The organism is Myroides sp. DW712, assembly GCF_046557355.1.
Taxonomy (GTDB): domain Bacteria; phylum Bacteroidota; class Bacteroidia; order Flavobacteriales; family Flavobacteriaceae; genus Flavobacterium.
Window position 1 is genome coordinate 55239 of record NZ_JBKFDO010000013.1, and the last position, 22148, is coordinate 77386.

General features: G+C 37.8%; 21 protein-coding genes, 4 tRNA genes and 1 pseudogene. 14 read left to right on the top strand and 12 right to left on the bottom strand.

Features of this window, described 5'->3' with window-relative positions:
• Nucleotides 1-44 precede the first annotated feature (44 nt).
• The 3 genes from smpB to ACLJX0_RS11345 form a co-directional block, all read right to left on the bottom strand.
• Entirely contained in the window at nt 45-497 is a 453-nt protein-coding gene (smpB, locus tag ACLJX0_RS11335) for an SsrA-binding protein SmpB (RefSeq protein ID WP_182647584.1), read from the bottom strand.
• 142 nt (nt 498-639) lie between these two features.
• Nucleotides 640-1215, bottom strand: coding sequence for a porin family protein (locus ACLJX0_RS11340; RefSeq protein ID WP_410880561.1), 576 nt, complete (start codon nt 1213-1215; stop codon nt 640-642).
• An 84-nt stretch (nt 1216-1299) separates the two neighbouring features.
• A complete protein-coding gene (locus ACLJX0_RS11345) occupies nt 1300-2100 on the bottom strand; it encodes a helix-turn-helix domain-containing protein (protein ID WP_410880563.1) in 801 nt (266 codons plus the stop codon).
• Nucleotides 2101-2170: 70 nt separating this feature from the next.
• On the opposite strand from ACLJX0_RS11345, the gene ACLJX0_RS11350 reads away from it, so the two are divergent.
• From ACLJX0_RS11350 to hmpA, 6 genes are all read left to right on the top strand, one after another.
• Nucleotides 2171-3316: an Atu1372/SO_1960 family protein gene (locus ACLJX0_RS11350; RefSeq protein WP_410880565.1), complete on the top strand. Its 1146-nt coding sequence runs from the start codon at nt 2171-2173 to the stop codon at nt 3314-3316.
• A 405-nt stretch (nt 3317-3721) separates the two neighbouring features.
• Nucleotides 3722-4693 carry a hypothetical protein gene (locus ACLJX0_RS11355; RefSeq protein ID WP_410880567.1) on the top strand — a complete coding sequence of 324 codons (972 nt, stop codon included), beginning with the start codon at nt 3722-3724 and terminating at the stop codon, nt 4691-4693.
• A 6-nt stretch (nt 4694-4699) separates the two neighbouring features.
• Nucleotides 4700-5368, top strand: coding sequence for a hypothetical protein (locus ACLJX0_RS11360; protein WP_410880569.1), 669 nt, complete (start codon nt 4700-4702; stop codon nt 5366-5368).
• A gap of 14 nt (nt 5369-5382) precedes the next feature.
• Complete coding sequence (locus ACLJX0_RS11365; RefSeq protein WP_410880571.1) at nt 5383-5811, top strand: GNAT family N-acetyltransferase; 429 nt, start codon at nt 5383-5385, stop codon at nt 5809-5811.
• Nucleotides 5812-5909: 98 nt separating this feature from the next.
• Nucleotides 5910-6347 (top strand): RrF2 family transcriptional regulator, encoded by a 438-nt coding sequence (locus ACLJX0_RS11370; RefSeq protein WP_410880573.1) that lies wholly within the window; start codon nt 5910-5912, stop codon nt 6345-6347.
• Nucleotides 6348-6491: 144 nt separating this feature from the next.
• Entirely contained in the window at nt 6492-7691 is a 1200-nt protein-coding gene (gene hmpA, locus ACLJX0_RS11375) for an NO-inducible flavohemoprotein (RefSeq protein ID WP_410880575.1), read from the top strand.
• Nucleotides 7692-7795: 104 nt separating this feature from the next.
• Here the strand turns inward: hmpA and ACLJX0_RS11380 are convergent, their stop codons facing one another.
• From ACLJX0_RS11380 to ACLJX0_RS11390, 3 genes are read right to left on the bottom strand one after another with little or no spacing between them, the layout of a single operon-like run.
• Nucleotides 7796-9385, bottom strand: a complete 1590-nt coding sequence (locus tag ACLJX0_RS11380) for an MFS transporter (protein WP_410880576.1) — start codon at nt 9383-9385, stop codon at nt 7796-7798.
• Nucleotides 9382-10434, bottom strand: a complete 1053-nt coding sequence (locus ACLJX0_RS11385; RefSeq protein ID WP_410880578.1) for an HlyD family secretion protein — start codon at nt 10432-10434, stop codon at nt 9382-9384. The genes ACLJX0_RS11380 and ACLJX0_RS11385 overlap by 4 nt, the downstream gene beginning before the upstream one ends.
• 6 nt (nt 10435-10440) lie before the next feature.
• The gene (locus tag ACLJX0_RS11390; RefSeq protein ID WP_410880580.1) at nt 10441-11769 is read right to left on the bottom strand and encodes a TolC family protein; all 1329 of its coding nucleotides are present in this window, start codon (nt 11767-11769) and stop codon (nt 10441-10443) included.
• Between the two features lie 91 nt (nt 11770-11860).
• On the opposite strand from ACLJX0_RS11390, the gene ACLJX0_RS11395 reads away from it, so the two are divergent.
• Nucleotides 11861-12670, top strand: a complete 810-nt coding sequence (locus tag ACLJX0_RS11395; protein WP_410880582.1) for a helix-turn-helix domain-containing protein — start codon at nt 11861-11863, stop codon at nt 12668-12670.
• 107 nt (nt 12671-12777) lie between these two features.
• Here the strand turns inward: ACLJX0_RS11395 and ACLJX0_RS11400 are convergent, their stop codons facing one another.
• The gene (locus tag ACLJX0_RS11400) at nt 12778-13191 is read right to left on the bottom strand and encodes a PH domain-containing protein (protein WP_410880584.1); all 414 of its coding nucleotides are present in this window, start codon (nt 13189-13191) and stop codon (nt 12778-12780) included.
• Nucleotides 13192-13393: 202 nt separating this feature from the next.
• On the opposite strand from ACLJX0_RS11400, the gene glyA reads away from it, so the two are divergent.
• From glyA to ACLJX0_RS11420, 4 genes are all read left to right on the top strand, one after another.
• The gene (glyA, locus tag ACLJX0_RS11405; RefSeq protein WP_410880586.1) at nt 13394-14677 is read left to right on the top strand and encodes a serine hydroxymethyltransferase; all 1284 of its coding nucleotides are present in this window, start codon (nt 13394-13396) and stop codon (nt 14675-14677) included.
• Nucleotides 14678-14951: 274 nt separating this feature from the next.
• Nucleotides 14952-16103 (top strand): DegT/DnrJ/EryC1/StrS family aminotransferase, encoded by a 1152-nt coding sequence (locus ACLJX0_RS11410; RefSeq protein ID WP_410880588.1) that lies wholly within the window; start codon nt 14952-14954, stop codon nt 16101-16103.
• A 45-nt stretch (nt 16104-16148) separates the two neighbouring features.
• Nucleotides 16149-16991, top strand: coding sequence for a pyridoxal kinase (pdxY, locus tag ACLJX0_RS11415; RefSeq protein ID WP_410880590.1), 843 nt, complete (start codon nt 16149-16151; stop codon nt 16989-16991).
• A gap of 116 nt (nt 16992-17107) precedes the next feature.
• A tRNA-OTHER gene (locus ACLJX0_RS11420) sits at nt 17108-17177 on the top strand.
• Between the two features lie 95 nt (nt 17178-17272).
• On the opposite strand, the gene ACLJX0_RS11425 is transcribed toward ACLJX0_RS11420, so the two are convergent.
• The 3 genes from ACLJX0_RS11425 to ACLJX0_RS11435 form a co-directional block, all read right to left on the bottom strand.
• A tRNA-Tyr gene (locus tag ACLJX0_RS11425) sits at nt 17273-17353 on the bottom strand.
• Nucleotides 17354-17393: 40 nt separating this feature from the next.
• A tRNA-Tyr gene (locus ACLJX0_RS11430) sits at nt 17394-17474 on the bottom strand.
• Nucleotides 17475-17526: 52 nt separating this feature from the next.
• Nucleotides 17527-17607 (bottom strand) — tRNA-Tyr (locus tag ACLJX0_RS11435).
• 315 nt (nt 17608-17922) lie between these two features.
• Here ACLJX0_RS11435 and ACLJX0_RS11440 point away from each other — a divergent pair.
• Both ACLJX0_RS11440 and ACLJX0_RS11445 read left to right on the top strand, forming a co-directional pair.
• Nucleotides 17923-18522: pseudogene (locus ACLJX0_RS11440) on the top strand (GrpB family protein).
• A 12-nt stretch (nt 18523-18534) separates the two neighbouring features.
• The gene (locus tag ACLJX0_RS11445) at nt 18535-19377 is read left to right on the top strand and encodes a GNAT family N-acetyltransferase (RefSeq protein ID WP_410880592.1); all 843 of its coding nucleotides are present in this window, start codon (nt 18535-18537) and stop codon (nt 19375-19377) included.
• A 21-nt stretch (nt 19378-19398) separates the two neighbouring features.
• On the opposite strand, the gene ACLJX0_RS11450 is transcribed toward ACLJX0_RS11445, so the two are convergent.
• Both ACLJX0_RS11450 and ACLJX0_RS11455 read right to left on the bottom strand, forming a co-directional pair.
• A complete protein-coding gene (locus ACLJX0_RS11450) occupies nt 19399-19956 on the bottom strand; it encodes a GNAT family N-acetyltransferase (protein ID WP_410880594.1) in 558 nt (185 codons plus the stop codon).
• 75 nt (nt 19957-20031) lie between these two features.
• A complete protein-coding gene (locus tag ACLJX0_RS11455) occupies nt 20032-20823 on the bottom strand; it encodes a carbon-nitrogen hydrolase family protein (RefSeq protein ID WP_410880596.1) in 792 nt (263 codons plus the stop codon).
• Between the two features lie 436 nt (nt 20824-21259).
• On the opposite strand from ACLJX0_RS11455, the gene ACLJX0_RS11460 reads away from it, so the two are divergent.
• Nucleotides 21260-21916 carry a DNA-binding response regulator gene (locus ACLJX0_RS11460; RefSeq protein WP_410880598.1) on the top strand — a complete coding sequence of 219 codons (657 nt, stop codon included), beginning with the start codon at nt 21260-21262 and terminating at the stop codon, nt 21914-21916.
• The last annotated feature ends 232 nt before the right edge of the window (nt 21917-22148 follow it).

The following is a 22148-nucleotide window of genomic DNA, read 5'->3' on the forward strand; positions in this document are numbered from 1 at the left end:
AAAAAGCATCCCTATTCGGATGCTTGTATGATTTGGTTATTATCCTAATAAGCTTTTTTAAGGCGATCTAGTGCAATTTTATTATCGCGATCTTTAATCGTCTCCCGCTTGTCGTAGTTTTTCTTTCCTTTACACAAAGCGATGTCCATTTTGGCTAATCCTTTCTCATTGATGAATAAACGCAACGGAATAATCGTTAACCCTTTATTCTGTACACTTTTATGTAAACTCTTTAATTCTTTTTTATTCAATAACAGTTTGCGTTCTGTTTTGGCTTTGTGATTGAAGTGGCTGCTATTGGCATATTCTTCAATCTGAGAATTAATCACAAAGAGCTCTAGGTTTTGAAATTCACAGAAACTCTCTGCAATACTAGCTTTTCCTAGTCGCAAGGATTTAATTTCAGTACCTGTTAATACAATTCCAGCAGTATATTTATCTAAGATTTCATATTCGAACTTAGCTCGTTTATTTAGAATGTTGATGTTCTTTTGCATAGCACAAAAATAATAAAAATTTGAAGTAAAACTAGTGTTGCTTACAAACTGTTCGCTTAGGAATATATAAATGAGGGAGAAAATAAAAAAAGGCTAGTACTACAACGTAGCAATAGCCTTTTTTCTATGTTGGGAAGTGGGATTATAGGAATTTATATCCAACAGCGATGAACCATGTATTCGGTTTAGATGAGAAGCTTTTACTTACATTGTTTAATCCTCCATCATAGGAAACATCTACTGTGAATTTTAAAAGGTCTATTCCGGCACCCACACGGTATCCAATATTGGATTTATCAAAATCATTGAATGCGTTGTCTACCGCACCTTTTGATAAGTCATTTAAGATAACAGAGTAAACCCCACCACCAAAAACACGTAGGTTGTACAACGGACTTTTTAATAATTTATATCCGTATACTACTGGAATTTCGATGTTTTTCAACTTTGTTTTATCGCTGCTAAGGTCTGATTCCAACTTAATACTCTTTTCAGAATACATTAAATCGGCCTGAATGTAAGAGCGATTTAAGTTGATACGTGCCATGGCACCTACACCAAAACCAGAAGCTGTTTTGCTGCTGTAATCTTTTGGATTACTCGAAAAGTTGGTAAAGTTAGCGCCTGCTTTAATCCCCACATTAATAGGTGATTGAGCATAAGAATTAAAAGCAAATGACGTTAGTAACATGCTAAAAAGTAGGCCTAATTTTTTCATATTTAGTTTTTTTATTGAGGCTAAATTAAGTAAAAAGAATGGGTTAACCACAAATAAGGTTAAAAAAAGTATAAAATCATGGTTCTATTTTTCGTGTTGTGGTTTGGACTTCATAATGGTATTATAGGAAAGAGTAAAAGCTGATAGACTGCTATAACCCACCAAGTGTGCTATTTGACTTAGGGTATAGTGTTGGGTGTCGCGGAGCTCAATACTTTTGAGAATGCGAATTAACTGAATGTATTTTTGCAATGTAATCCCTGTTTCTTGCTTAAAATGACGTTGCAAGCTTCGGGTGGATAGCTGGGCTATTTCGGCTAACTCTTCCGTTTTTATGTGGGTGTGATATTGCGCGTGTATATACTGACAAACAACGACTAAGTTGGGATGTGTAGGTACAGGAATTTGTAGGGATTGATTTTCCTGACAAAATTCGGGCAAATTGCACAGAATAGCTTGAATAAAAAGAGCTTGATCTGCATTTTCATCCACTACTTGATTCCATTTACTTGCATAGCGTAGCATTTCTTTTAATACAGGCGGGGCAGCAAAAACGTGTACCTGTTGAAAGAAATCAGCTGTTGGTACTGTTTTAAATAACGCAACCCGTAGTTGAACGGTTTTGGCTTCAGAACGAATGCGATGCGGGGTATGGGAAGGAATCCAAATAACATGATGCTGAGGAACCAGATAGGTTTTGTTATCCAAGTAAAAATACTGATAGCCTTGTTCAACATAGGTTAATTGATAACGCTGGTGGGAATGGACGTATTCATCGTGTTTCCAGTCTTCTACATACCAGAAATAGGCATCAATGGAAAGATTATCGAGATAATCGCCTTCTTTTTTTTCAATCAATCCACATTTTGGTGTGTCGTTTTGCATCTATTTTTTGGCAAAGTTAATAAAAAAAGCAAATGTACCTTTGTTCTAATCAATCAAAAAAAGTAAAAAAATGAAATATCTATCTCTACTGATTCTGACTTTTGTAGGAACTTTACTTTCTCAATTTTCTATGGCACAAGAAACAACTACACAGCTTTTAGTTCTTATTGATTCCGATCAAGGAGGAACTTATACTTTAGCAAAAGAAATAGCCCAAGGTATTGAGCGATGGCCTGGTGCTAAAGCAACCATCAAAAAAGTAAAAGAAAGCCAACATCCCGCATTAGCTTCAATTCCCCTTGTTCAAGTGGAAGAATTGTCGAACTATGATGGGATTGCCTTTGGATCACCAGTGTACTTTGGAAACATTAGTACAGGGATGAGTGCTTTTTTTACACAAACCATCGATTTATGGACCCAACGCGCTTTAGAAGAAATGCCTGCTACTGTCTTTATGTCTGGGGGGAGCGGTGCAGCCAATGAATTGGCCTTACAGTCGTTTTGGAATACGTTATCGGTTCACGGCATGGTATTGATTCCTAACGGTATTCAGGGATTTGAAACCATAGATCGAACGAAAACGCAAGGTAATTCTGTATTGGGAATTACAAGTCCAACTTCTATTGACAAAGGTAATAGACCCACAAAAGAAGAGCGTTTATTAGCGCAAAACCAAGGAGAGAAACTAGCGCGTATTGCTCAGAAATTAAAAGGGATTAGAAGTGTAGAGCCGCTCACTCAAACTCAAGAATCAGCAATTGATTTCGATCAGTTGTTGAAAGACAAAAAGATTGAATTACCCCAATTGCCTAAACCAGTGGGAAATTACGAACTGTATGTACGCAGTGGAAACTTAGTGTTTATTAATCAAGTAGCCTTGAAGGATGGAAAGATATTCAATCCTGGAAAATTAGGGATGGATGTTACGGAAGAGCAAGTAAAGGAAGCAACAAAAGTGACTATGCTCAATGTTTTGGCTATTTTGAAAGAGGCTGTAGGTGGAGACTTGAATAAAGTACAACGTTGCGTGCAGTTAATCGGAGCGTTTAATACGGTGGATACCTATACTCAACACGCGGCATTGATGAATCCTGCATCTGATTTAGTTGTTGAGGTCTTGGACGAAAAGGGAAAACACACGCGAAATATTGGAGGAGCAAGTTCGTTGCCGTTGGGATCAAGTGTATCGATTCAAGCGGTTTTTGAGGTGGAATAGTAAGATTTGGTGAGGGTTTGTTGAGGGTTTGGTGAGATTAGGTGAGGGTTTGGTGTTCGATGTTCGATGAATTTATGCTATGCTACGATTTTCACTTCATTACGATTTTCTTTCTCCATTTTTGTCTTTAACTTTTGTGAGGTTCACACCGTTGTTTAAGTTCTTCTTTTATAAGAAAATTATTCTTTGTAAAAGATAATTTTACCAAAAGCCGAAAACCAAACAACAAAGCACAAAGAGCAACCAACAAACAACAAAAATCAAAGAACAACCAACAAAAAAATAAAAAAATACACCCTCATTTTCCAATATATTGTATTTTTGGAAAGAGAAAATACGAGTATTGCGTTTCGCGCTCCTTCATCACCACCTTACACGAAAAAACGTCAACAAAAAATTACTGCTATGCGTACATTCTTTGGCCTATTTTGGCTACTTTTTTTCCTGTATTTCATTTTTGCTCATCCTGCTATAATTTATTATGGGAGCGAATATCCCAACCATTATCTAGCGCATGAAAATCCAACCACTTCGTTGATTTTATTGGGTATGAGCCTAATCCTGTGGGGGGGAATTTTTCTTGTATTATTGCGTATTATCTATAGATACACGCTTCAATCGAAGTGGAACATCAACAAAATCAATCAAAAAGGGAAGCGACTAGAGGCGCGTATTGTACACGCGAGTTCCAGTGTGGTTTTTCAAGGAAATGAAGCAGTGAAAGCGTTGGATTTAGCCTTGCTTAATTTGGAGGAGGAACCGATTCAATACAAGATGGAAGTACGAGATAGCCGACCCGAACAACGGCGATTTACGGAGGGGAAGACGATTTATCTTCGCGTAGATCCCACCTTTACCCAACAACCCTATGTCATTGTTGAAGGAACCAGAGGAAAAGTAAATCTTATCTTTTTTATCCTGTGGTTGCTTTTGCTTGGTGGAGTTTTCTATTACTATGTTTTTTCGTATCAATTGGAAAGTAATGGATATGGTTGGCGCTTTCTCTCTATTGCGCATCCGTTAGTGAGTAGTGCTTTGTTTTTAATCCTATTTAGTGGAATTTTCTATCTTGTTTTTAAATTTTTGATTTTAAAGAAGATGAATATCGGTGTATCAAGTACGGCACTGAAGTTTAAAGGGAAACGTGCGCTAGCACAGATATTACAACGTAAACAAACGGGAACTTATATCAACGAACAACCAGAAGTTGAATTTACTGTGGCTTATGTGGATGATAGGGGAGTGGAGCAACAGGCGAAAATCAAAAAAATAGTAGCGTTGATTGATTTAGGAGCGATTCACTTGCAAAAGGAAGATGTCATTTTCTACGATCCACAAGATAAGACGAAAGTAAGGTTTGAAGCAGACTTAAAATAATGGATAATGGATAAGATGAAGAGAACTAGTTTAAAATGGAGCGTTTTCTTGCTGTTATTGGTTGGGATGAGCTCTTGTGCGGATTTTATGCAATCCATTGAAGAAACAAAAACAGGTAAAGTAGCGGTAGAAACACCTAAGGTAGCGGAGGAGGTCGCTCAGGAACCGTTGGAGGAAGAAGTGGTGGTTGAACCAAAAAAGAAGGTACATTTCGCGGCACATCCAGAGGATTTGATTGCAGCGGAAGAAGCCTTACGCGCCTTGCCACAGTTTGAAAATAAACAAATAAAGGTCTATCAGTCGATTCACTTTTACGATAATTATCGCGTGTTATTGCGCATTCAAAATCCAGATAATCCCGCCTATATTGACGAGTATTACTATATGGATGGCGCTTGGAAAAATCCTACTCCTGTAGTTCTTTCCAAGCATGATAAAATCGAAAGAGATATCGTATCTTTAGATGATATTCCCTTTGCTCACGCACATAATGTGTATAAAGCGCTAAAGGAAAAAGTGGAAGAAATAGGAGGAGACACTTCTGATTTAATGGTTTATGTGATTACGCGAAATAAGCAGGTACGATGGTATCCTCGAACGATTAGCAATGCGCGTTTTAGGTATGCTATTGAATTTAAAAAAGATGGAACATTGCGCTCTTTTGAACAAGAATAAACAAGGTGATACAGATGCAAATACGAAAAATGAAAGTCGAGGACGCAACAGCGATTGCGGATTTGTTAACCCAAATGGGCTATCCTGATACGGCCGCATTTTTACCCGCTAAAATTGAGCGATTAAATCGTTTGGATCAGGAGAGGCTGTTAGTCGTGGAGCTGGAGGGGCGAATTGTAGCCTTTATTTCCTTGCATATCATTCCTCAATTAGCAGTACAAGGTGACTTTATGCGTATCAGTTATTTTGCTGTGGATACCGCAGTGAGAAGCCAAGGTATAGGGAAAACGGTGGAGGAGTATGTTTCAGCTTTGGCGAGACAAATGGGATGTGATCGCATTGAACTTCACAGCCACCATAGACGAACAAAAGCGCATGACTTCTACTTTCGCCAAGGATATGAAGAGGTATCAAAGTACTTGGTTAAATACCTAAAAGAGTAAGATCAGAGAACAAAGGCAATTCTATAGGATATAACAAGAATGCGGAAGAATTGTCATACCTTTGTTGGGATATAGAGTACACTACAAGATAAAAAGTTATGGGGATTTTTTCAAAAACTTGTGAATATGCATTACGAGCTGTTTTATACATTGCCAAACGAAGTGAGCAAGGGTATAAATCGGGAATTAAGGAAATTGCACAAGAAGTGAATTCTCCTGAACATTTTTTAGCTAAAATTCTTCAAAAACTTAGCAGAGAAGGTCTTATTCAGTCCACGAAAGGACCTAATGGTGGATTTTATCTCGAAAAAGAGGATTTTAATCGCCCCTTAGCCGAAATTGTTGAAGCGGTAGAAGGAAAAGAACTCTTTGTGGGTTGTGCGATGGGACTGAGCTACTGTTCTGAAACCAATCCATGTCCGTTACATAATGATTTTAAACACATTAGAGACAATTTAGCGCATGTGCTGAAAACAACTACTATTGGTCAATTCAATCTTGGTTTGATTGAAGGAAAATTTACCCTAAATAAATAAAAAAAGAAGTAGAAAATAAAGTTGTGTTTTATTTGAATAAAAGAGTTAATTGTCTTTTATTTGTAAACGGATAGGAGAAACCTATTCGAGGTATGAGCAAATAGAAGATAAAAACCTCTTTTTATCTGAATAAAAAAAGTAAACATGACATCCAATCAAAAAGAATTAGTCAAAGCGACTATTCCTGTTCTAAGGGAGCATGGGGTAGTATTAACCAAACATTTTTATCAACGCATGTTCCAGTATAATCCTGAACTACAACATGTGTTCAACAGAGGAAATCAACAGAATGACAAGCAACAAACAGCTTTAGCTATGGCGGTGTTGGCTTATGCGGAGCATATCGATGATCCCAGTGTTTTGTTTCCTGTAGTAAATTCCATCGGACATAAACATGTTAGTTTGGACATACGTCCAGAGCATTACGCTATTGTAGGCAAGCATTTAATTGCTTCTATTCAAGAAGTATTAGGAGATTTAGCGACGACGGATTTACTTGAGGCTTGGGCAGTAGCCTATCAAGAATTAGCTGATTTAATGAGCGGTCACGAGCAGAATATCTACAAGGAAAAAGTAAGTGAAAAAGGTGGCTGGACGGGATGGAGACCGTTTGTTGTGAAAGAAAAAGTAGTAGAATCGAGTGAGATTACGTCTTTTTATCTTTATCCTGCGGATCAAGGGCCTGTAGCTGATTTCAAACCAGGACAATATATCAGTTTGCGTATGTTTTTACCCGAATTGAATCTGTTACAACCAAGACAGTACAGTATTTCTTGTGCACCAAATGGGGTGTATTATCGCATCTCTGTGAAGAGAGAACGTGGAAGTGAACACCCAGATGGATTAATTAGCAACCGTTTACACCAAGTTATTCAACCAGGGGATTTGGTTGATTTATCTTCGCCTTCTGGTGTTTTTGTCTTACAAGAAGATTCTCCAAAAACTAAAGTATTTATTAGTGGTGGAGTAGGGCAAACACCTTTATTGGCGATGTTGGAATCTATTACACAACGAGAAAAGCAAACGGCTGTGAAATGGATCCACGGTTGTAGAGGAGAAGAAGTGCACGCTTTTAAACAACGCGTGACAGAATTAGAAAAAGGTTATCCTCATTTAAAACAACATATTTTTTATGATAGCACAGATGAATCTTCAACCACTACTTACAAAGGGTGGGTAGAACTAGCACAAATTGAAGATGATATCCTGTCGCATGAGGCAGAATACTACATTTGCGGTCCACGAGGATTTATCGAAAAACACTATCAGTATTTAGTAGAACAAAAAGTAGATAAAACTGCAATCTTTTTTGAGGAGTTTGGGCCTGCCTCTGTACAGGTGTAAGTAGTGATGGGGAGATGGGGATTGTTGTTTGGCTTTTGTTTGATTAACATTCTTTAGCAAACCCCGCCCAATCTCCCCAAACCCTCACCCAATCTCCCCCCCAATCAATAAGGAATAAAATTCTTACTCAATCGGGCGAGTATTTTCTTGGTTGGTTTACTTAAGAGTACCACTAGAATAACACCCAGTAAACCCAAAATCGCCCAGCTATAAAAATCCATAGAAGCGCGGGCATTAATCTGCTGAATAATATGGTTGTTGTATAGCTTGGTAGCTAGCTGCATGCCTAAGGCAGAATCTTTTCCATCGGAGATCACTTGCTGATGAAAGTGCTGTAGGGTTTGGTCATTCAGCGGATTAATCGAAGAAATATAGTCTGCTGTTCGGTTGTAATGAACACTTTTATTGAACAGCTGAAAATAGTTCGTTAAGCCGATTGTAACTGAAAAGCTCAAAAAACGGAAGCTAATTCCTAAAAACGAAACAGCATTTGCAATTGCAGGTGGAATGGAAGCTACAGTATAAACGATGAGCGGAATGTGAAGGGCTGCTAAGGCCATCCCTTGAATAAAAAAGGGTAGGATGAAGTGATTGGGATCCCCTTGACTCGAAAACAAAAAGTACACCTGGATGTGATAGATGAGTAAAAGTCCGAAGCCTCCTAAAACCAATTGTTTGATTGCTGTTCCTTGAAGCAATAAACGCGAGGTAATAAGCAACCCTAGAAACGTTCCTGAGAGATTACTGATATAGATAGGTGTTAGGTGAATGGACTCTACGTCAAGGCTTGTTTGCAAATAGGTATAGGCAAATCCCGTTGTCCCCTTGAAAAAGTAGTACACCATAAGCAGGAGTATGCCCAAGCAAAAATCCTTATAACGAAATACACCTAAATGGATAAACGGACGTTTGAGGCGTTGTTGTCTCAATACAAATAGTACCAGTGATACGAGTGTTATTCCTGTTAATCCTTGGATCAGCGTATCTTCGAGGTAGTTAAATTTTTGTCCATACACAAAGATGTAACCAATGGAACAAATGATGATGCTAAAGTAAATATAACTAATCCAATCCACTTGATATAGCGGGAGTCGTGGTTTTAAGTGTATATTATTTGTGGTAAATAGCAGTAAAACAGTTCCTGGTATCTGGCATAAAATAAGTACATACCACAAGAATTCGAAAGAGAACGATTGCAAAATATAGCTACACAGTATGGCACAAAGAGGAACGCATACCAACAGCGTGCCATAAAAAATAGTATAGCCTAACACACGAGCTCTTGCTGCTTGAAAACGAGGAAACATCAAGTTTAAGCAAATGCTACAAAATAGTGCGCATACGATACCTTGAATAAAACGACAGAGTAGCAATACAGCTAGATCTCGTGTTAAGGCACAAATGATATAGGTTATGGCGTTGATAGTTACCCCTAAAATAAGGTATTGATGGAGACTGAAGTACTTGACGAGTCGGTCGTCCAAAGGCAAAAAACAAACCAGAGCTCCATACATCAGCAACACAGAATATTGTACATCTGCGGCTTCTATTCCGTAGTAGCTCATCGTTTCAAGGGCGTTACTGTAGTAAAACGCAAAGACGGCTAAAGCGGGAAATAGAAGCAGAAAGATGGTAATTCGGATGAGGTAATCAGGAACCCAAGTTTTAAAAGTTGGGAGTGGAATAGGTCTCATAATTTATCAATATAAACATTCGCATTCATTCCTGCGGATAGGTTAGCAAGGGTGGATAAATCTTCCGTTAGTTTAATTTTCACAGGGATACGCTGAATAATACGCACAAAGTTTCCTGTGGCGTTATCTGGTGGTAAAAGGGAGTAACGAGAACCTGTAGCAGGAGCAATGGATTCGATTATCCCTTGAAATTCGCGATCAGGAAAGGCATCAAGCGTTACACGTGCCACTTGTCCCACGTGGAATTTGCCAATTTGAGTTTCTTTAAAATTAGCGACAATCCATTTGCCACTTTCCTCATTAACAATATAGGAAAGCGTTTGTCCGGCTTGAATTAGTTGTCCTTCTTGAATCGTTTTTTTGCCAATTCGCCCCGTATAAGGTGCGCGAATAACAGTATACCCCAAATTGAGTTCATCCTTAGCTAAAGATGCTTCTCTCTTTTTAATTTCTGCACTTGCTGCATTTTTTTGGGTTCGGATATCTTCAATCTTAGCTAAGGCTACTTGATGACTATTTTGAGCAACCTGATATTCAGATCGTGCAATATCAAGGGCTGTTTTGATATTATCAAACTGTTGCTGTGTAGTTGATTCTTCTGCGAGTAAATTGGCATAACGCGTATATTCTTGTTGTTGTCGCGTTAATTTTGCTTGGGCCACGTTAATCTGTTCTTGGGTCACTTGGGCCTGATTCATAAGCGTGTTAATATTGGAATCTAGAATCTCCAACTGGGCTTCGGCCTGCTGAAGAGAAGCTTGTGTTTCAGATTGGTTGGCTATATAATCGCGACGATCGAGAAGAAGCAAAGTATCTCCAGCCTGAACCAACTGATTCTCATCAAAGTAAATACGCTGAATATAGCCACTTACTTTGCTATTTATTGGATTGACGTATTGCTCTACTTGAGCATCATTGGTTGACTCGTACTGAATATATGCTATCCCTGCAAGTAAACCATAAAGCGTTAAGCCCCCCAAGATAACAAGGGCTAAAATTTGGGTGCCTTTCAAGATTAATTGATCTGTTTTTGTTGTATGTTTTTTCATGATTTTCTATATATTTCCGATTGTTTTTTGGATTTGATAGTATTCAATTTTGGCATTAATCTTTGCACTTGTAAGATTAAATTGCGCTTGTAAAACTTGTGTTTCTGCATCGAGTAAGTCGAGGAGTAACGCTTGTTGATTGAAGTAACTATTGCGTAAAATGCGCAGTGTTTCTGTGGTTTGGCTGATGGTTTTTTCTGCCAAAGCAATGCGGTCTAAACTTTCTTGATATTGAACAAAATACCGTTGAAGTTCATTTTTAATTTGATCGATTTTCTCTTCTTTTTCTACCTGTTGTTGTTGAATCAATATTTTTTGTTTGCTTTTTTGATGCTGAATGTGGTATAGATTCGATAGCGGAATACTCAATTTTAATCCTACTTGACCTAAGCCATATAAGGCCTGTGTATATGGATAGGATTTGTTTTGAGGAAAGGAAAAACCATAATCAGCAAAAAGCGAAAGTTTGGGTAAAATACGCGCTTGTATTTGTTTCAGTACTAAAGTTCCTTGCTCCAAATGTTGATCTGCCAGTTGAAGAGCATAGGCTTGTTCTAACGCTTGATTCAAGTTTTCGTCATAAGACGCCAATTCTGGTAATGTGTCTAAATCGGGATACAAGGGAGTTAGAATTTCTGTTTCAGTTCTTCCCATCATCAAATTGAGCTGTTGACGAAGTAAAACTAAGTTGTTCTCAATCTCTTTGAGCAACATTTGGTGATTGGACAAGGTGACCTCTGCCCGTAATACGTCACTTTTCAAAATAGTTCCGTTTTGGTATAAACTGATAATGTCACGTAGCTGTTTCTCATCTTGAGCGATCTCTTTGATGACAAGCTCTTTGTAATGTTGATGCAACACTAGCGCATAAAACAATTTTGTGCTCTCTATTTTGGCCTCTGCGGTTGATTTTAAAAGTTGCGTATTGATCGTTTGAAGCCCCACTTTTTCTATTTGAATGGCTCGATTCTTTTGGTTGCCTTCATACAACAGCAAATCCGCAGATAAAGAGGTACCATATTGCGTAGCATGTAGTGGAACTACTGTGGGTTGATGGAGAAAACCATCTTTATATAAGGGCATGTCCGACCGTTTGCTATAGCTACCTTCTAGCTTAATTGATGGTAAGCGACTGCTTTCGATCTGTTTAATATCTTCTTGTTTTTCAGTTGCCTGTAAACGAATAATGGCTAGTTTTTTGTACTGTGCTTCGGTATATTGCCATACTTTTTCAAGGTCAAATGCATCGGTTTGGATTGTATGTTCTTGTCCTTGTATCGATTGATAACTCAACGGTAAAAGGAAGAGCAAAGTGAGGTATTTAGTTCGTTTCATAGTCTTCATACATTTAGTTGATACAAAATTAAATTAGAATGATTCTAAGTGTTTTATATAACTAGCCAATATTTTACTTATTTTAGCCATTATGAAAATCTTACAAGACGCTGAACGTGATATTGATCAATTTCCCCAAAGTATTTATATTATGCGGGAGCAGTTGGAACATCGCTTTCCTCCACATAAGCACAATAAAAGTCAAATTTTATTAGTATCTGGAGGGATTGCTTATTTGAAAACGAAGGAGAGAGAATACTATATTCCCGCTCAACACTATGTTTGGATTCCCAAGGGAATGGTACATAATGTCAAGTCGAATACGTCGGAAATTGTGTTGTTGAATATTTATTTTTACGAAGAGGAGGAAGATCAACAGTACCATTTTATGCAAGAATTGGGTATTTATCCGGTGAGTCATTTAATGTATGAGATGCTGGTATATGCTAGACAGTGGAAGGGGATTATTCAACCTGCTACCTGGGCGTATGAATTCCTTACGACGATGAAGCATTATATTATGCAAGATCCGGGTCAACCTTTTTCCATTCAACTTCCAACAACAGAAGATCGACAGATGATTGCTATCACGGAGTTTATGCATGAGAATGTTGGAGAAGCGTTGACTTTAACCCGTTTAGCCGATACTTTTGGGTATAGCGTACGTTCGTTGACGCGTTTGTTCAAAACGCACTTAGCCATTTCCTTTTTGCAATACCTCAAGATGTTACGCATGATTAAAGCAATGGAACTGTTAATGGAAACCAATAAAAATGTAAGCGAAGTAGCCTTTGAGGTGGGCTATTCTAGTCTGGCTGCTTTTAGTAATACCTTCCAACAGCTGGTGAATGTACGACCAAGTGATTTTCAATTGACCGTACGGAATAAAAAGGTGGAGTAAGGGAGGCGGGTTATGGGTGTAGATGCCTAGCTAATAAGATAAATTGACACTGTACCAAAAAATACGCAACAAAGACCCAAAGCCAAACATCAAAAGCCAAAGATCACCTAATCTACGTATTCAATTTCAGGATTGAGCTCCTGTATATGTGCAATAAACTCTTTTTTATTTTTAGGAGAAATGAGTTGACTGTCATATTTGTTATAATGAATCTCCAAGCGATCGATAGATAGGGCGGGTGCACTTAACACACTGTTAGATTCGGTTATCTTCCGAATGTTGTTTAGGGCTATTTTTTCACGTACAAGAAAACCTCCTTGGATGTACAGTGTTCCTTGCTTGCCATCAATTTCATAATAGGTTTGGAAATACGAATGAAGCAACAGTGCAGTGGTAAATAGTGCAACAAGCCAGCTGATCCAACTTCCTTCCCCAATAGCGGCGAGTATACACAATAGGGGAGTTCCAATAAAGATAATACCAATTAAAACAGAGACTTTACTGTTGTATCTTCTTTTCATTTTTTGGTTCGGTTTAAGTAAGCAAGCCAAAGATAACCAAGTTTTTGATGTGAGCATGAAGATGATAAACAAAACTGGACTACTACCTATTCTTAATCTGTGTGATTTACATCCTCCATCTAACCTGTACTTTTGTGACCAAATAAAACAAGTACATCATTTTTTACTTGTTGAGGTTTAACTACAATCTAATACAACAAACATGGACAACAACATCAACAACAAACTTTTATTCGAATTAATTAAAAGAGAAGAGACGCGACAACGAGAGTCTTTGGAGCTCATTGCTTCTGAAAACTTTGTTAGTCCCGAAGTCTTGCGTGCCAATGGATCAGTTTTAACGAACAAATACGCAGAAGGTTATCCAGGGCGACGGTATTATGGAGGATGTGAATATGTGGATATCGTAGAGAATATGGCGATTGAAAGTATCAAAACCATCTTTGGTGCAACCTATGCTAATGTCCAACCTCACTCGGGTTCCCAAGCTAATTTTGCTGTTTTCTCTGCTTGTTTACAACCAGGAGATAAGATTCTCGGATTTGATCTAACTCACGGGGGACATCTTACCCATGGATCGGCTGTTAATTTCTCGGGTAAATTGTATCAACCTGTTTTTTATGGAGTTAATCAAGAAACAGGGCTCTTGGATTATGAAGCGATTCAACGTATTGCTCTTGAAGAAAAACCCAAGATGATTATTGCAGGAGCTAGTGCGTACTCCAGAGCGATAGACTATAAGCAATTCCGTGTCATTGCGGATAGTGTCAATGCTATTTTACTGGCGGATATGGCACATCCTGCAGGATTAATAGCCAAGGGGTTATTGAGTGACCCTGTTGCACACTGTCACATCGTAACAACAACAACGCATAAGACACTTCGCGGGCCAAGAGGAGGAGTAATTTTAATGGGACATGATTTTGAAAATCCCCTCAAATTAAAATCCCCAAAAGGAGAAATTCGCCTTATGTCCTCTCTTTTAGATTCGGCTGTTTTTCCTGGAAATCAAGGCGGACCGCTGATGCATACGATAGCAGCAAAAGCAGTAGCTTTTAATGAAATCTTGACGGATGATTTTACGAGCTATGCTCAACAAATCCAAAAGAACAGTCGCGCCATGGCAGAGGCATTTTTAGATAGAGGCTATACCATTGTTTCAGGTGGAACTGATAATCACCTGATGCTTGTTGACTTGAGCAATAAGGGAATCACAGGAAAGGAAGCAGAAGTTATTTTGGAGAATGCGGGAGTTACGCTTAATAAAAATATGATTCCGTATGATCAGCAGTCTAATGCAGTGACATCTGGAATTCGCTTGGGAACACCTGCAATTACAACTCGTGGACTCAAACAAAAAGAGATGTATCTCATTGTTGATTGGATTGATGAAGTTCTGAAAAATAAAGATAATGCCTTGAAACACCGCCAGATTAAAGAAGAAGTACAGCAGTTGATGCAACAGTATCCCATGTTTGTACGATAAAAAAGGAGTGTTTGAATAGAAATTCCTCGTCTGATTTGTTATTTTGTTATACCCCGTAATGCTGGATTACGGGGTATTTTTATTGCAAAAGCAGGGGGTTACGTCTAAAGATAAAAACTATCTGGACTATTAATAAGTTTAAAACTGGTGTAGTGGCATAATCCAAATAGGTGTTACTTTTGACCTATAAAATAGAAATACAACTGGTTAAAAGTAGACATTAATGCTGTCATGCGTTAGAGTATTTCAACTGATAATTTAAATAGAGCAAGTCATGGATACCATTCAAATGGTCGATTTAAAAAGACAATACCGCAGCATTCAACCCGAAATAGATGCGGCTATCAAAGAAGTAATAGAAAGTGCAACTTTCATCAATGGGCCTGCTGTATCAAATTTTGCTGTGCAATTGGCGGCCTATACAAAGGCAAAACATGTGATTCCTTGTGCGAATGGAACGGATGCGTTGCAGATTGCACTAATGGCGATGGATTTACAACCAGGAGACGAGGTGATTACTCCTTCATTTACGTTTATAGCTACGGTAGAAGTGGTAGCATTATTAGGATTGACCCCAGTATTTGTTGATGTAGATCCTGATACATTTACGATTAATATGGAAAGCTTAGAACAGGCCATAACATCGAAAACTAAGGTAATTATCCCTGTACATTTATATGGACAATGTTCCAATATGCAACCGATTATGGAGCTAGCACAAGCCCATGATATTGCTGTTATTGAGGACAATGCTCAAAGTATTGGAGGACATTATCAAACCGAAAGTGAACGTAGAAAAACAGGAACCATAGGAACTGTGAGCTGTGTGTCTTTTTTTCCTTCTAAAAATTTAGGTGCCTATGGAGATGGAGGTGTAATTATGACGAACTCCGATGAATTAGCAGTTAAAATGAAAAAAATATGCAACCACGGATCAGAACGTCGTTATTATCACGAAATTATTGGCGTTAATAGCCGATTAGATAGTATACAAGCGGCTATTTTAAATGTAAAACTCAAGTATTTGGATCAGTATTGTGATAAGCGAAGAGCAGTAGCAGCTTTTTACAATCGCACATTTGCAAATCACAAGCATATCCAAACGCCTTTCGAGCCCACGTATAGCCATCATGTGTACCATCAATATACGCTTATACTTGAAGGAGTAGATCGAGATGCTGTACATCAAGTGATGGCAGAACGCGGTATACCAACGATGATTTACTATCCAGTTCCTTGTCATCAACAAGAGATGTTTAAAGCTTTGCAAGAGCGTCAGTATGATTTACCCCATACAGAGTATTTAGTTTCGCGTGTTTTATCGCTACCCATTCATACAGAATTGACAGCAGAAGAATTGGTGTTTATCAGTACACAATTGATTGAAGCTATCGAAGAAGTAAAGAAAAAACAAGCAATTACCTGAAAATAATTCAAAGAAAGAAAGTTTAATCTTTTTTGTATAGGTGTTATGATGCAGAAAAAAACAATTGTCATTCACAGTAAAGTAGCCTATGGTTATGTGGGAAGCAATACAACCTCCCTCGTTTTACAACTAGCAGGACAGGATGTTATTGCTGTTCCAACCGTTGTATTATCTAATCGATATGGACTGCCAACCGTAGGAGGAGGACTCTTACCAGAAACCTTATTTCAAGAAGTGTTAGATGGAATTTTGAAGTTGGATATACTCGATGAGGTGTCTACCATCTTAACAGGATATATTGGATCGGCTGCACTGGTAAAACGAACGGCGGATTTTATTGCTCAGATTAAAAAAAGCCATCCAGATATGGTGTATATATGTGATCCCGTAATGGGAGATCAGCCCCAAGGATTATATGTCAACCAAGAAGTCCCCAACGCTATTGTGCAGTATTTACTGCCTTTAGCGGATGTGTTGACGCCTAACCAATTTGAAATGGAAACCATTTTACAACAAAAGATTAGCACGGAAAAACAAGTGATAGACGCCATAGCCAAACATCATATCCTTCAACACAAAGATATTTTGGTTACGGGGTGTCGATTTGAAGAGGCTGCAGATATACTCCAGATTGTTGTCAAACAAAAGGAGTTTTATGATCGAATAGCAACACCTTATGTACCTGTGGATCCACCAGGTACGGGAGAACTCTTTGCGGCAGTTGTCTTGTTATTAAAATGTAGTGTATATGACGCTTATAGTGACTGTGCAAGAGAAGCAAGCATGTTGATTAATCATGTGCTACAGCAGATGTTGGAAGAGGAGAGAAAAGAGTTTGATTTACGAGATATCGTAGCAGTACACCAGCAATTTCAGTTGATTTATTGAGGGGGCAAGGGTAAATATTTGGAAAATAGTTAATTTTTTCGTATGTTGTAGGAAGATGGAAGATAGGTGGTTTGCTTTAAACTGATAACTGTACACTGTTAACCGTTAACTAATAAGGTTCCGTGGCCGATTGGGAGGCCTGATTACGCAATAATCAGTAGATTGGTTCGAATCCAGTCGGAACCTCGAAATGGAGATAAAGAAAGAAAAGTATAAGGGTTGTGCATTAACCCTTAAACAAAAAAAAGCCTTCTAGTGAACACTAGAAGGCTTTTTTGATGTGGGGAGAGCAGGATTCGAACCTGCGAAGGTTTCCCAACGGATTTACAGTCCGTCCTCGTTGGCCGCTTGAGTATCTCCCCTCCTTATATTGTTAAACTAAAATAGCATAGGTATGTTTTGTGGGGAGAGCAGGATTCGAACCTGCGAAGGTTTCCCAACGGATTTACAGTCCGTCCTCGTTGGCCGCTTGAGTATCTCCCCCTCCGGTATTTTTAATTTTAGCTTAACAATAATGTATAAGATCGTTTGTGTGTGGGGAGAGCAGGATTCGAACCTGCGAAGGTTTCCCAACGGATTTACAGTCCGTCCTCGTTGGCCGCTTGAGTATCTCCCCTTTCAGCGTATGCCTCAGTTCTGATGAATTAGAACGGTGCAAAGATAGCGCTGTTTTGTTAATCTGCAAGAGATTTGTCTCTTTTTTTTGCCTGTGACTAGCGCTATCGGTATTAACTAATTGGTTATAAAAAACTAAGCTTTTATTTTTTTTCTAATCTTTTTTTCTAAAACTATAAAATCAACAGTATTGACTCTCTTTTAGTTTGTTCAATCTTACAAATTGTACATAAATTAGGGGAATTGGTCTGGTTGATTTTTATTGTTTTATTTACATTTGTTTATTCGATATGTAAACCCATAAAAGAATTGAACCATGATTTTACCCTTTGAATCCTATAATCCTGCATGGAAAGATAAGTTTAAACATATTAAGCGTGATTTAAGCCTTTATCTGCAAAAGTTGAACCCACAAATCGAGCATATTGGTAGTACTTCCGTAGAAGGGTTATCTGCTAAACCAATTATTGACATTATGATCGGTGTTCGCGATGAGGAAGAATTAAATCAGGTTTCTTCTTTATTAGCGGGAAAAGAATACGTGTATTATGAAAAATATAATGCTGACATGCCCTAGCGTCGATTTTTTGTTTTGTTAACCGAAAAACCAGCCACTTTAGGACTACCCGAAATCATCGGTGAACAAGGTGTTATTGATGAGAAAATGCAGCAGTATGATTGGCGTGTGGCTCATATTCATGTTATTCCTACAAGTTCAATGCACTGGACGCGTCACTTGGCGTTTAGAGACTATTTGTGTACCCATTCAGAAATAAAAGCAGAATATCAGGCTTTAAAACAACAATTGGTGCAATTGCAATGGGAGGATGGCAATGATTATAATGCTGGGAAGGATGAGTTTATTCAAAGAGAAGAACAAAAGGCTTTGCAGTGGTATAAAGAAAATAAGAAGTAGAACTATAAAAAAATGAAACAAATAGCATTAAGCCAAGTCAATATTGAGGATATTGTACTAGTGTTGAATGAATCTTTTGCAGATTATATCATTCCCTTACAACTCACGGTAGAACAATTGAAAAATAAGATTGAAAGCGAGAATATTCAGCTGAATCTTTCCGTGGGTATTATGGATCAAGAAAAACTGGTGGGGTTTATGCTCCACGCGTTAAATACAATTGATGGTCAATTAACGGCCTATAATGCAGCCACAGGTGTTGTGTCATCACATAGAGGGCAGGGAATTGTTGCTTTGATGTATGCGTGGTTGTTGGAACAATTGAAACCCTTAGCGGTGCAACAACTCGTATTAGAAGTTATTGAAGGCAATTATGCTGCGATTCGAACCTATGAGAAAATGGGATATCACACAGCAAGAAAACTAATCTGTTTCGAAGGGGAAACAGACGTAATAAAGCATAAAGAAGTTGGGGAAATTCGCACATTGCCAGATTTTGATTGGCCAGCGTTTCAATCGTTTTGGGATATTCAACCCGCTTGGCAATATACGATAACAGCCTTAGAAAATAGTAAGTCGCGTTGCCATATACTAGGTGCTTTTAAAAAGGAAAAATTAGTTGGGTATCTTATTTTTAACCCGACGTCAAAACGTGTATTACAGCTGGCTGTAGAATCCAATCAACGAAGAAAGGGTATTGCCTCTCAATTGATACACGAAATGCAGCAAATAACCAAGGCTAGAGCAGTATATGTTTACAATATTGATGATCGCGATATGGCAGTAGCTGCTTTTTTTAAACATCTTGATCTAACCAGTGATCTAGCTCAATTCGAAATGAGAAGAGCCTTTTAATTCACTGTAAATTTGTAGGTGTTAGCGTATTGAATACTCTCGTTTTAGTAGTGAAAAAAGCTCACCATCTACAAATTTTCCTTTTTCAAAAAAATAATCTCGTAATACTCCTTCCGCTTGTAAACCCACTTTCTCAAGTAATTTGCGAGACGAAATATTCGCTGGGTCGATAAAGGCTTCGATGCGATTTAATTCAAATTTTGTAAATCCAAATGGAATAATGGCTGCGATAGCTTCTGTCATAATTCCATTGCGCCAAAAATTAGGGTGCAATTCATAACCTATCTCAGCTCGAGCATTTTCTATAGAAAAATTGTGAAAACCACAGGTCCCAATCAATTGATCTGGGCGTTCTTGTAGGGTAATGGCCCAACGAATCGCCTCTTGATTTTGGTAGCGCTCTTGCCAAGCGAGGAGTAGCTCATGCGCTTCTTCAATCGATTGAAACGTCGGTAAATCGTAAAAATCAGTGACTTCATCTTTAGAAAAATAGTCAAATAGAGCTGGAGCATCTGTAAAATGAAGCGCTCTCAGTAGAAGTCGATCGGTTTGGATGGTAGGAAATTCCTTGAAAAACATGAACTGAATGGAGTTAAAATAAAATTTAAAACGTAAAAGTAAGAAATAAAAAGCGAGCCACAAGATTCGCTTTTGCTATAAGGTAATGTTGTATTTTTCGTGCTCAGATTGAAAATCTTTGGTAATTAAGCTGCCAAAATTAGGGTGATTGACTTCTTGAAGGTTGATAGTAACTAAGGTAAGACTTTCTTCTTGCCCCGCTTTGGCGAGTATTTGCCCATCGGGATTGACAATTTGGCTTTCCCCTCGGTAAGATTCTAACTCGTCTTCAAAATATTCTTCACCAATGCGATTACAACTGATATAAAAGCATTGGTTCTCTAAGGCTCTAATCGGAATAATAGTAGGGGTTACGGAGCCACCAAAACAGGAGGAATGACAAATCACCTCTACTTCTTGTAGCTTTAGGAGTGCCGTTTGTTGAGGAAACCAACAATCAAAACAAATGGATAAACCAATTTTTGCTTGATTGCTAGGATATACAACGGCTGTATCACCGGCTTGAAAGAAGCGTTTTTCATAATCGGGTAGGTGGATTTTTCGATATGAGGCAACCAAGCCTTGTGCACCAACAAGAATGGAAGTGTTGTAGAGTATACCTTGATCAAGTTCGGGAATGGTACCTGAAATATAACCATTGCCCGTTTCGGCTAATATATGCGCTAAATATTGTACCGTCGGACTATGGCGAAGATCTTCTGCAAAAGGCAGAATTTCCTCTTTCGTATCCATGGCATAGCCCGTGGTAAAAAATTCAGGTAAAACTAGTAAATCAAAAGTTTCCTGTTTAATCTTTGCTGCAATATAATCTAGATTTGCCTGTCTGTCACGCCAAATCACGGCATATTGAAAAAAACCTACTCGCATCGTTTTCTAGTATAATTAAAATGGTAAATTTGTGTCAAAGATAGCTATATTTTTTATTGGATGGGACTTGATTTGTCTGGTTTAGCACTGAGAAATACAGCGGCACATCCACGATAATACTCTTTTAAATAGCAGGAACAACAACGCTAATCTACTGTATAACTAAGCTTACAACTATTTTTTCGGACGTGAAAAAATAATAATTAATATTGTGGTAAATATTTGCCATCTTCCTAGGATATAAAATAGTTTAATTAGGTATTTTTCACAACTAAAGGTTTCTATCCTGTGATAATCAGTTAAATAAATGGTTATTTAATTTGATATTTTGGATTATTTTTAAGGATTATTTATTTTTGGAAGCGTAAATGTTGAAATGCTGTAAATTTTATCTAATTTTGCTTCAAAACCTTCTTATTGATAATTACTTCATCCTATGAATTTATATAATCCTGTATTTCTCGTTATTGATGACCATCCGATGATTTTAACTAGCTATATTCGTTTACTTCGAGAAAATTTTTTAGAGAGTACTTTTTACGCAAGTGAATCTATTCCCAAAGCTTTAACGTATATCGATGAATTAGCGAGTATTGATATGCTGATTATTGATTATAATCTGGCAAAGAACTTCGATATCCAGTTGCGAATTTCTGATGGCCAAAAATTAGCGTTGTATGCGAAAGAGAAATTTCCCAAAGCAAAAATTATCATGATTACAGGACATGAAGAGGCACTACTTATTTATAGTATCCACAAAAAGGTAAGACCAGATGGCTTATTAATGAAGGCTGATGTTACAGATGAATTGCTGATTGAAACTATTCGCCAATGTATGATAGGACAGGTGGTATATAGCCAAGGAGTAAAGAATGTGCTGAGTCTATTGGCCAAGCGTCAATTGATGCAGCAAGAACAGTATATTGAAATTCTTATGCTGTTGGACAAAGGTTATAAAGTTCAAGAAATCTGCGAAATTGTATTTAAAAGCCAAAGTACCCTGCAACGCATGTTAACAACGTTGAAAAAAGAGTTTGAGGTGAATGACTTATCGGAACTGTTGAAACAGGTGAAGCTACAGGGTTTTATCTAATTTTAAGAAATCAACGGGGATGATGGAAACAAAATGAATACTCAACTTTCATTTTTGTTAAAAATAGCAATAGAAGTTTTGAATAAAGAGGGCTTATGAGTACTTTAGTTCATGATAAAATCATACAGAACATTTGTTAGGGGCTTTCAGCTGTATATACACCCTCTTTGAGAGGATACCGCTAAAGTAAACAAATGAATAAACATGAGTATCTATTGATTAATTTAGGTAA

What these genes read in the sequence shown, in the direction of transcription:
- smpB (WP_182647584.1), bottom strand. Translation starts at nt 497, where the DNA reads ATGCAAAAGAACATCAACATTCTAAATAAACGAGCTAAGTTCGAATAT.
- ACLJX0_RS11340 (WP_410880561.1), bottom strand. Translation starts at nt 1,215, where the DNA reads ATGAAAAAATTAGGCCTACTTTTTAGCATGTTACTAACGTCATTTGCT.
- ACLJX0_RS11345 (WP_410880563.1), bottom strand. Translation starts at nt 2,100, where the DNA reads ATGCAAAACGACACACCAAAATGTGGATTGATTGAAAAAAAAGAAGGC.
- ACLJX0_RS11350 (WP_410880565.1), top strand. Translation starts at nt 2,171, where the DNA reads ATGAAATATCTATCTCTACTGATTCTGACTTTTGTAGGAACTTTACTT.
- ACLJX0_RS11355 (WP_410880567.1), top strand. Translation starts at nt 3,722, where the DNA reads ATGCGTACATTCTTTGGCCTATTTTGGCTACTTTTTTTCCTGTATTTC.
- ACLJX0_RS11360 (WP_410880569.1), top strand. Translation starts at nt 4,700, where the DNA reads ATGGATAAGATGAAGAGAACTAGTTTAAAATGGAGCGTTTTCTTGCTG.
- ACLJX0_RS11365 (WP_410880571.1), top strand. Translation starts at nt 5,383, where the DNA reads ATGCAAATACGAAAAATGAAAGTCGAGGACGCAACAGCGATTGCGGAT.
- ACLJX0_RS11370 (WP_410880573.1), top strand. Translation starts at nt 5,910, where the DNA reads ATGGGGATTTTTTCAAAAACTTGTGAATATGCATTACGAGCTGTTTTA.
- hmpA (WP_410880575.1), top strand. Translation starts at nt 6,492, where the DNA reads ATGACATCCAATCAAAAAGAATTAGTCAAAGCGACTATTCCTGTTCTA.
- ACLJX0_RS11380 (WP_410880576.1), bottom strand. Translation starts at nt 9,385, where the DNA reads ATGAGACCTATTCCACTCCCAACTTTTAAAACTTGGGTTCCTGATTAC.
- ACLJX0_RS11385 (WP_410880578.1), bottom strand. Translation starts at nt 10,434, where the DNA reads ATGAAAAAACATACAACAAAAACAGATCAATTAATCTTGAAAGGCACC.
- ACLJX0_RS11390 (WP_410880580.1), bottom strand. Translation starts at nt 11,769, where the DNA reads ATGAAACGAACTAAATACCTCACTTTGCTCTTCCTTTTACCGTTGAGT.
- ACLJX0_RS11395 (WP_410880582.1), top strand. Translation starts at nt 11,861, where the DNA reads ATGAAAATCTTACAAGACGCTGAACGTGATATTGATCAATTTCCCCAA.
- ACLJX0_RS11400 (WP_410880584.1), bottom strand. Translation starts at nt 13,191, where the DNA reads ATGAAAAGAAGATACAACAGTAAAGTCTCTGTTTTAATTGGTATTATC.
- glyA (WP_410880586.1), top strand. Translation starts at nt 13,394, where the DNA reads ATGGACAACAACATCAACAACAAACTTTTATTCGAATTAATTAAAAGA.
- ACLJX0_RS11410 (WP_410880588.1), top strand. Translation starts at nt 14,952, where the DNA reads ATGGATACCATTCAAATGGTCGATTTAAAAAGACAATACCGCAGCATT.
- pdxY (WP_410880590.1), top strand. Translation starts at nt 16,149, where the DNA reads ATGATGCAGAAAAAAACAATTGTCATTCACAGTAAAGTAGCCTATGGT.
- ACLJX0_RS11445 (WP_410880592.1), top strand. Translation starts at nt 18,535, where the DNA reads ATGAAACAAATAGCATTAAGCCAAGTCAATATTGAGGATATTGTACTA.
- ACLJX0_RS11450 (WP_410880594.1), bottom strand. Translation starts at nt 19,956, where the DNA reads ATGTTTTTCAAGGAATTTCCTACCATCCAAACCGATCGACTTCTACTG.
- ACLJX0_RS11455 (WP_410880596.1), bottom strand. Translation starts at nt 20,823, where the DNA reads ATGCGAGTAGGTTTTTTTCAATATGCCGTGATTTGGCGTGACAGACAG.
- ACLJX0_RS11460 (WP_410880598.1), top strand. Translation starts at nt 21,260, where the DNA reads ATGAATTTATATAATCCTGTATTTCTCGTTATTGATGACCATCCGATG.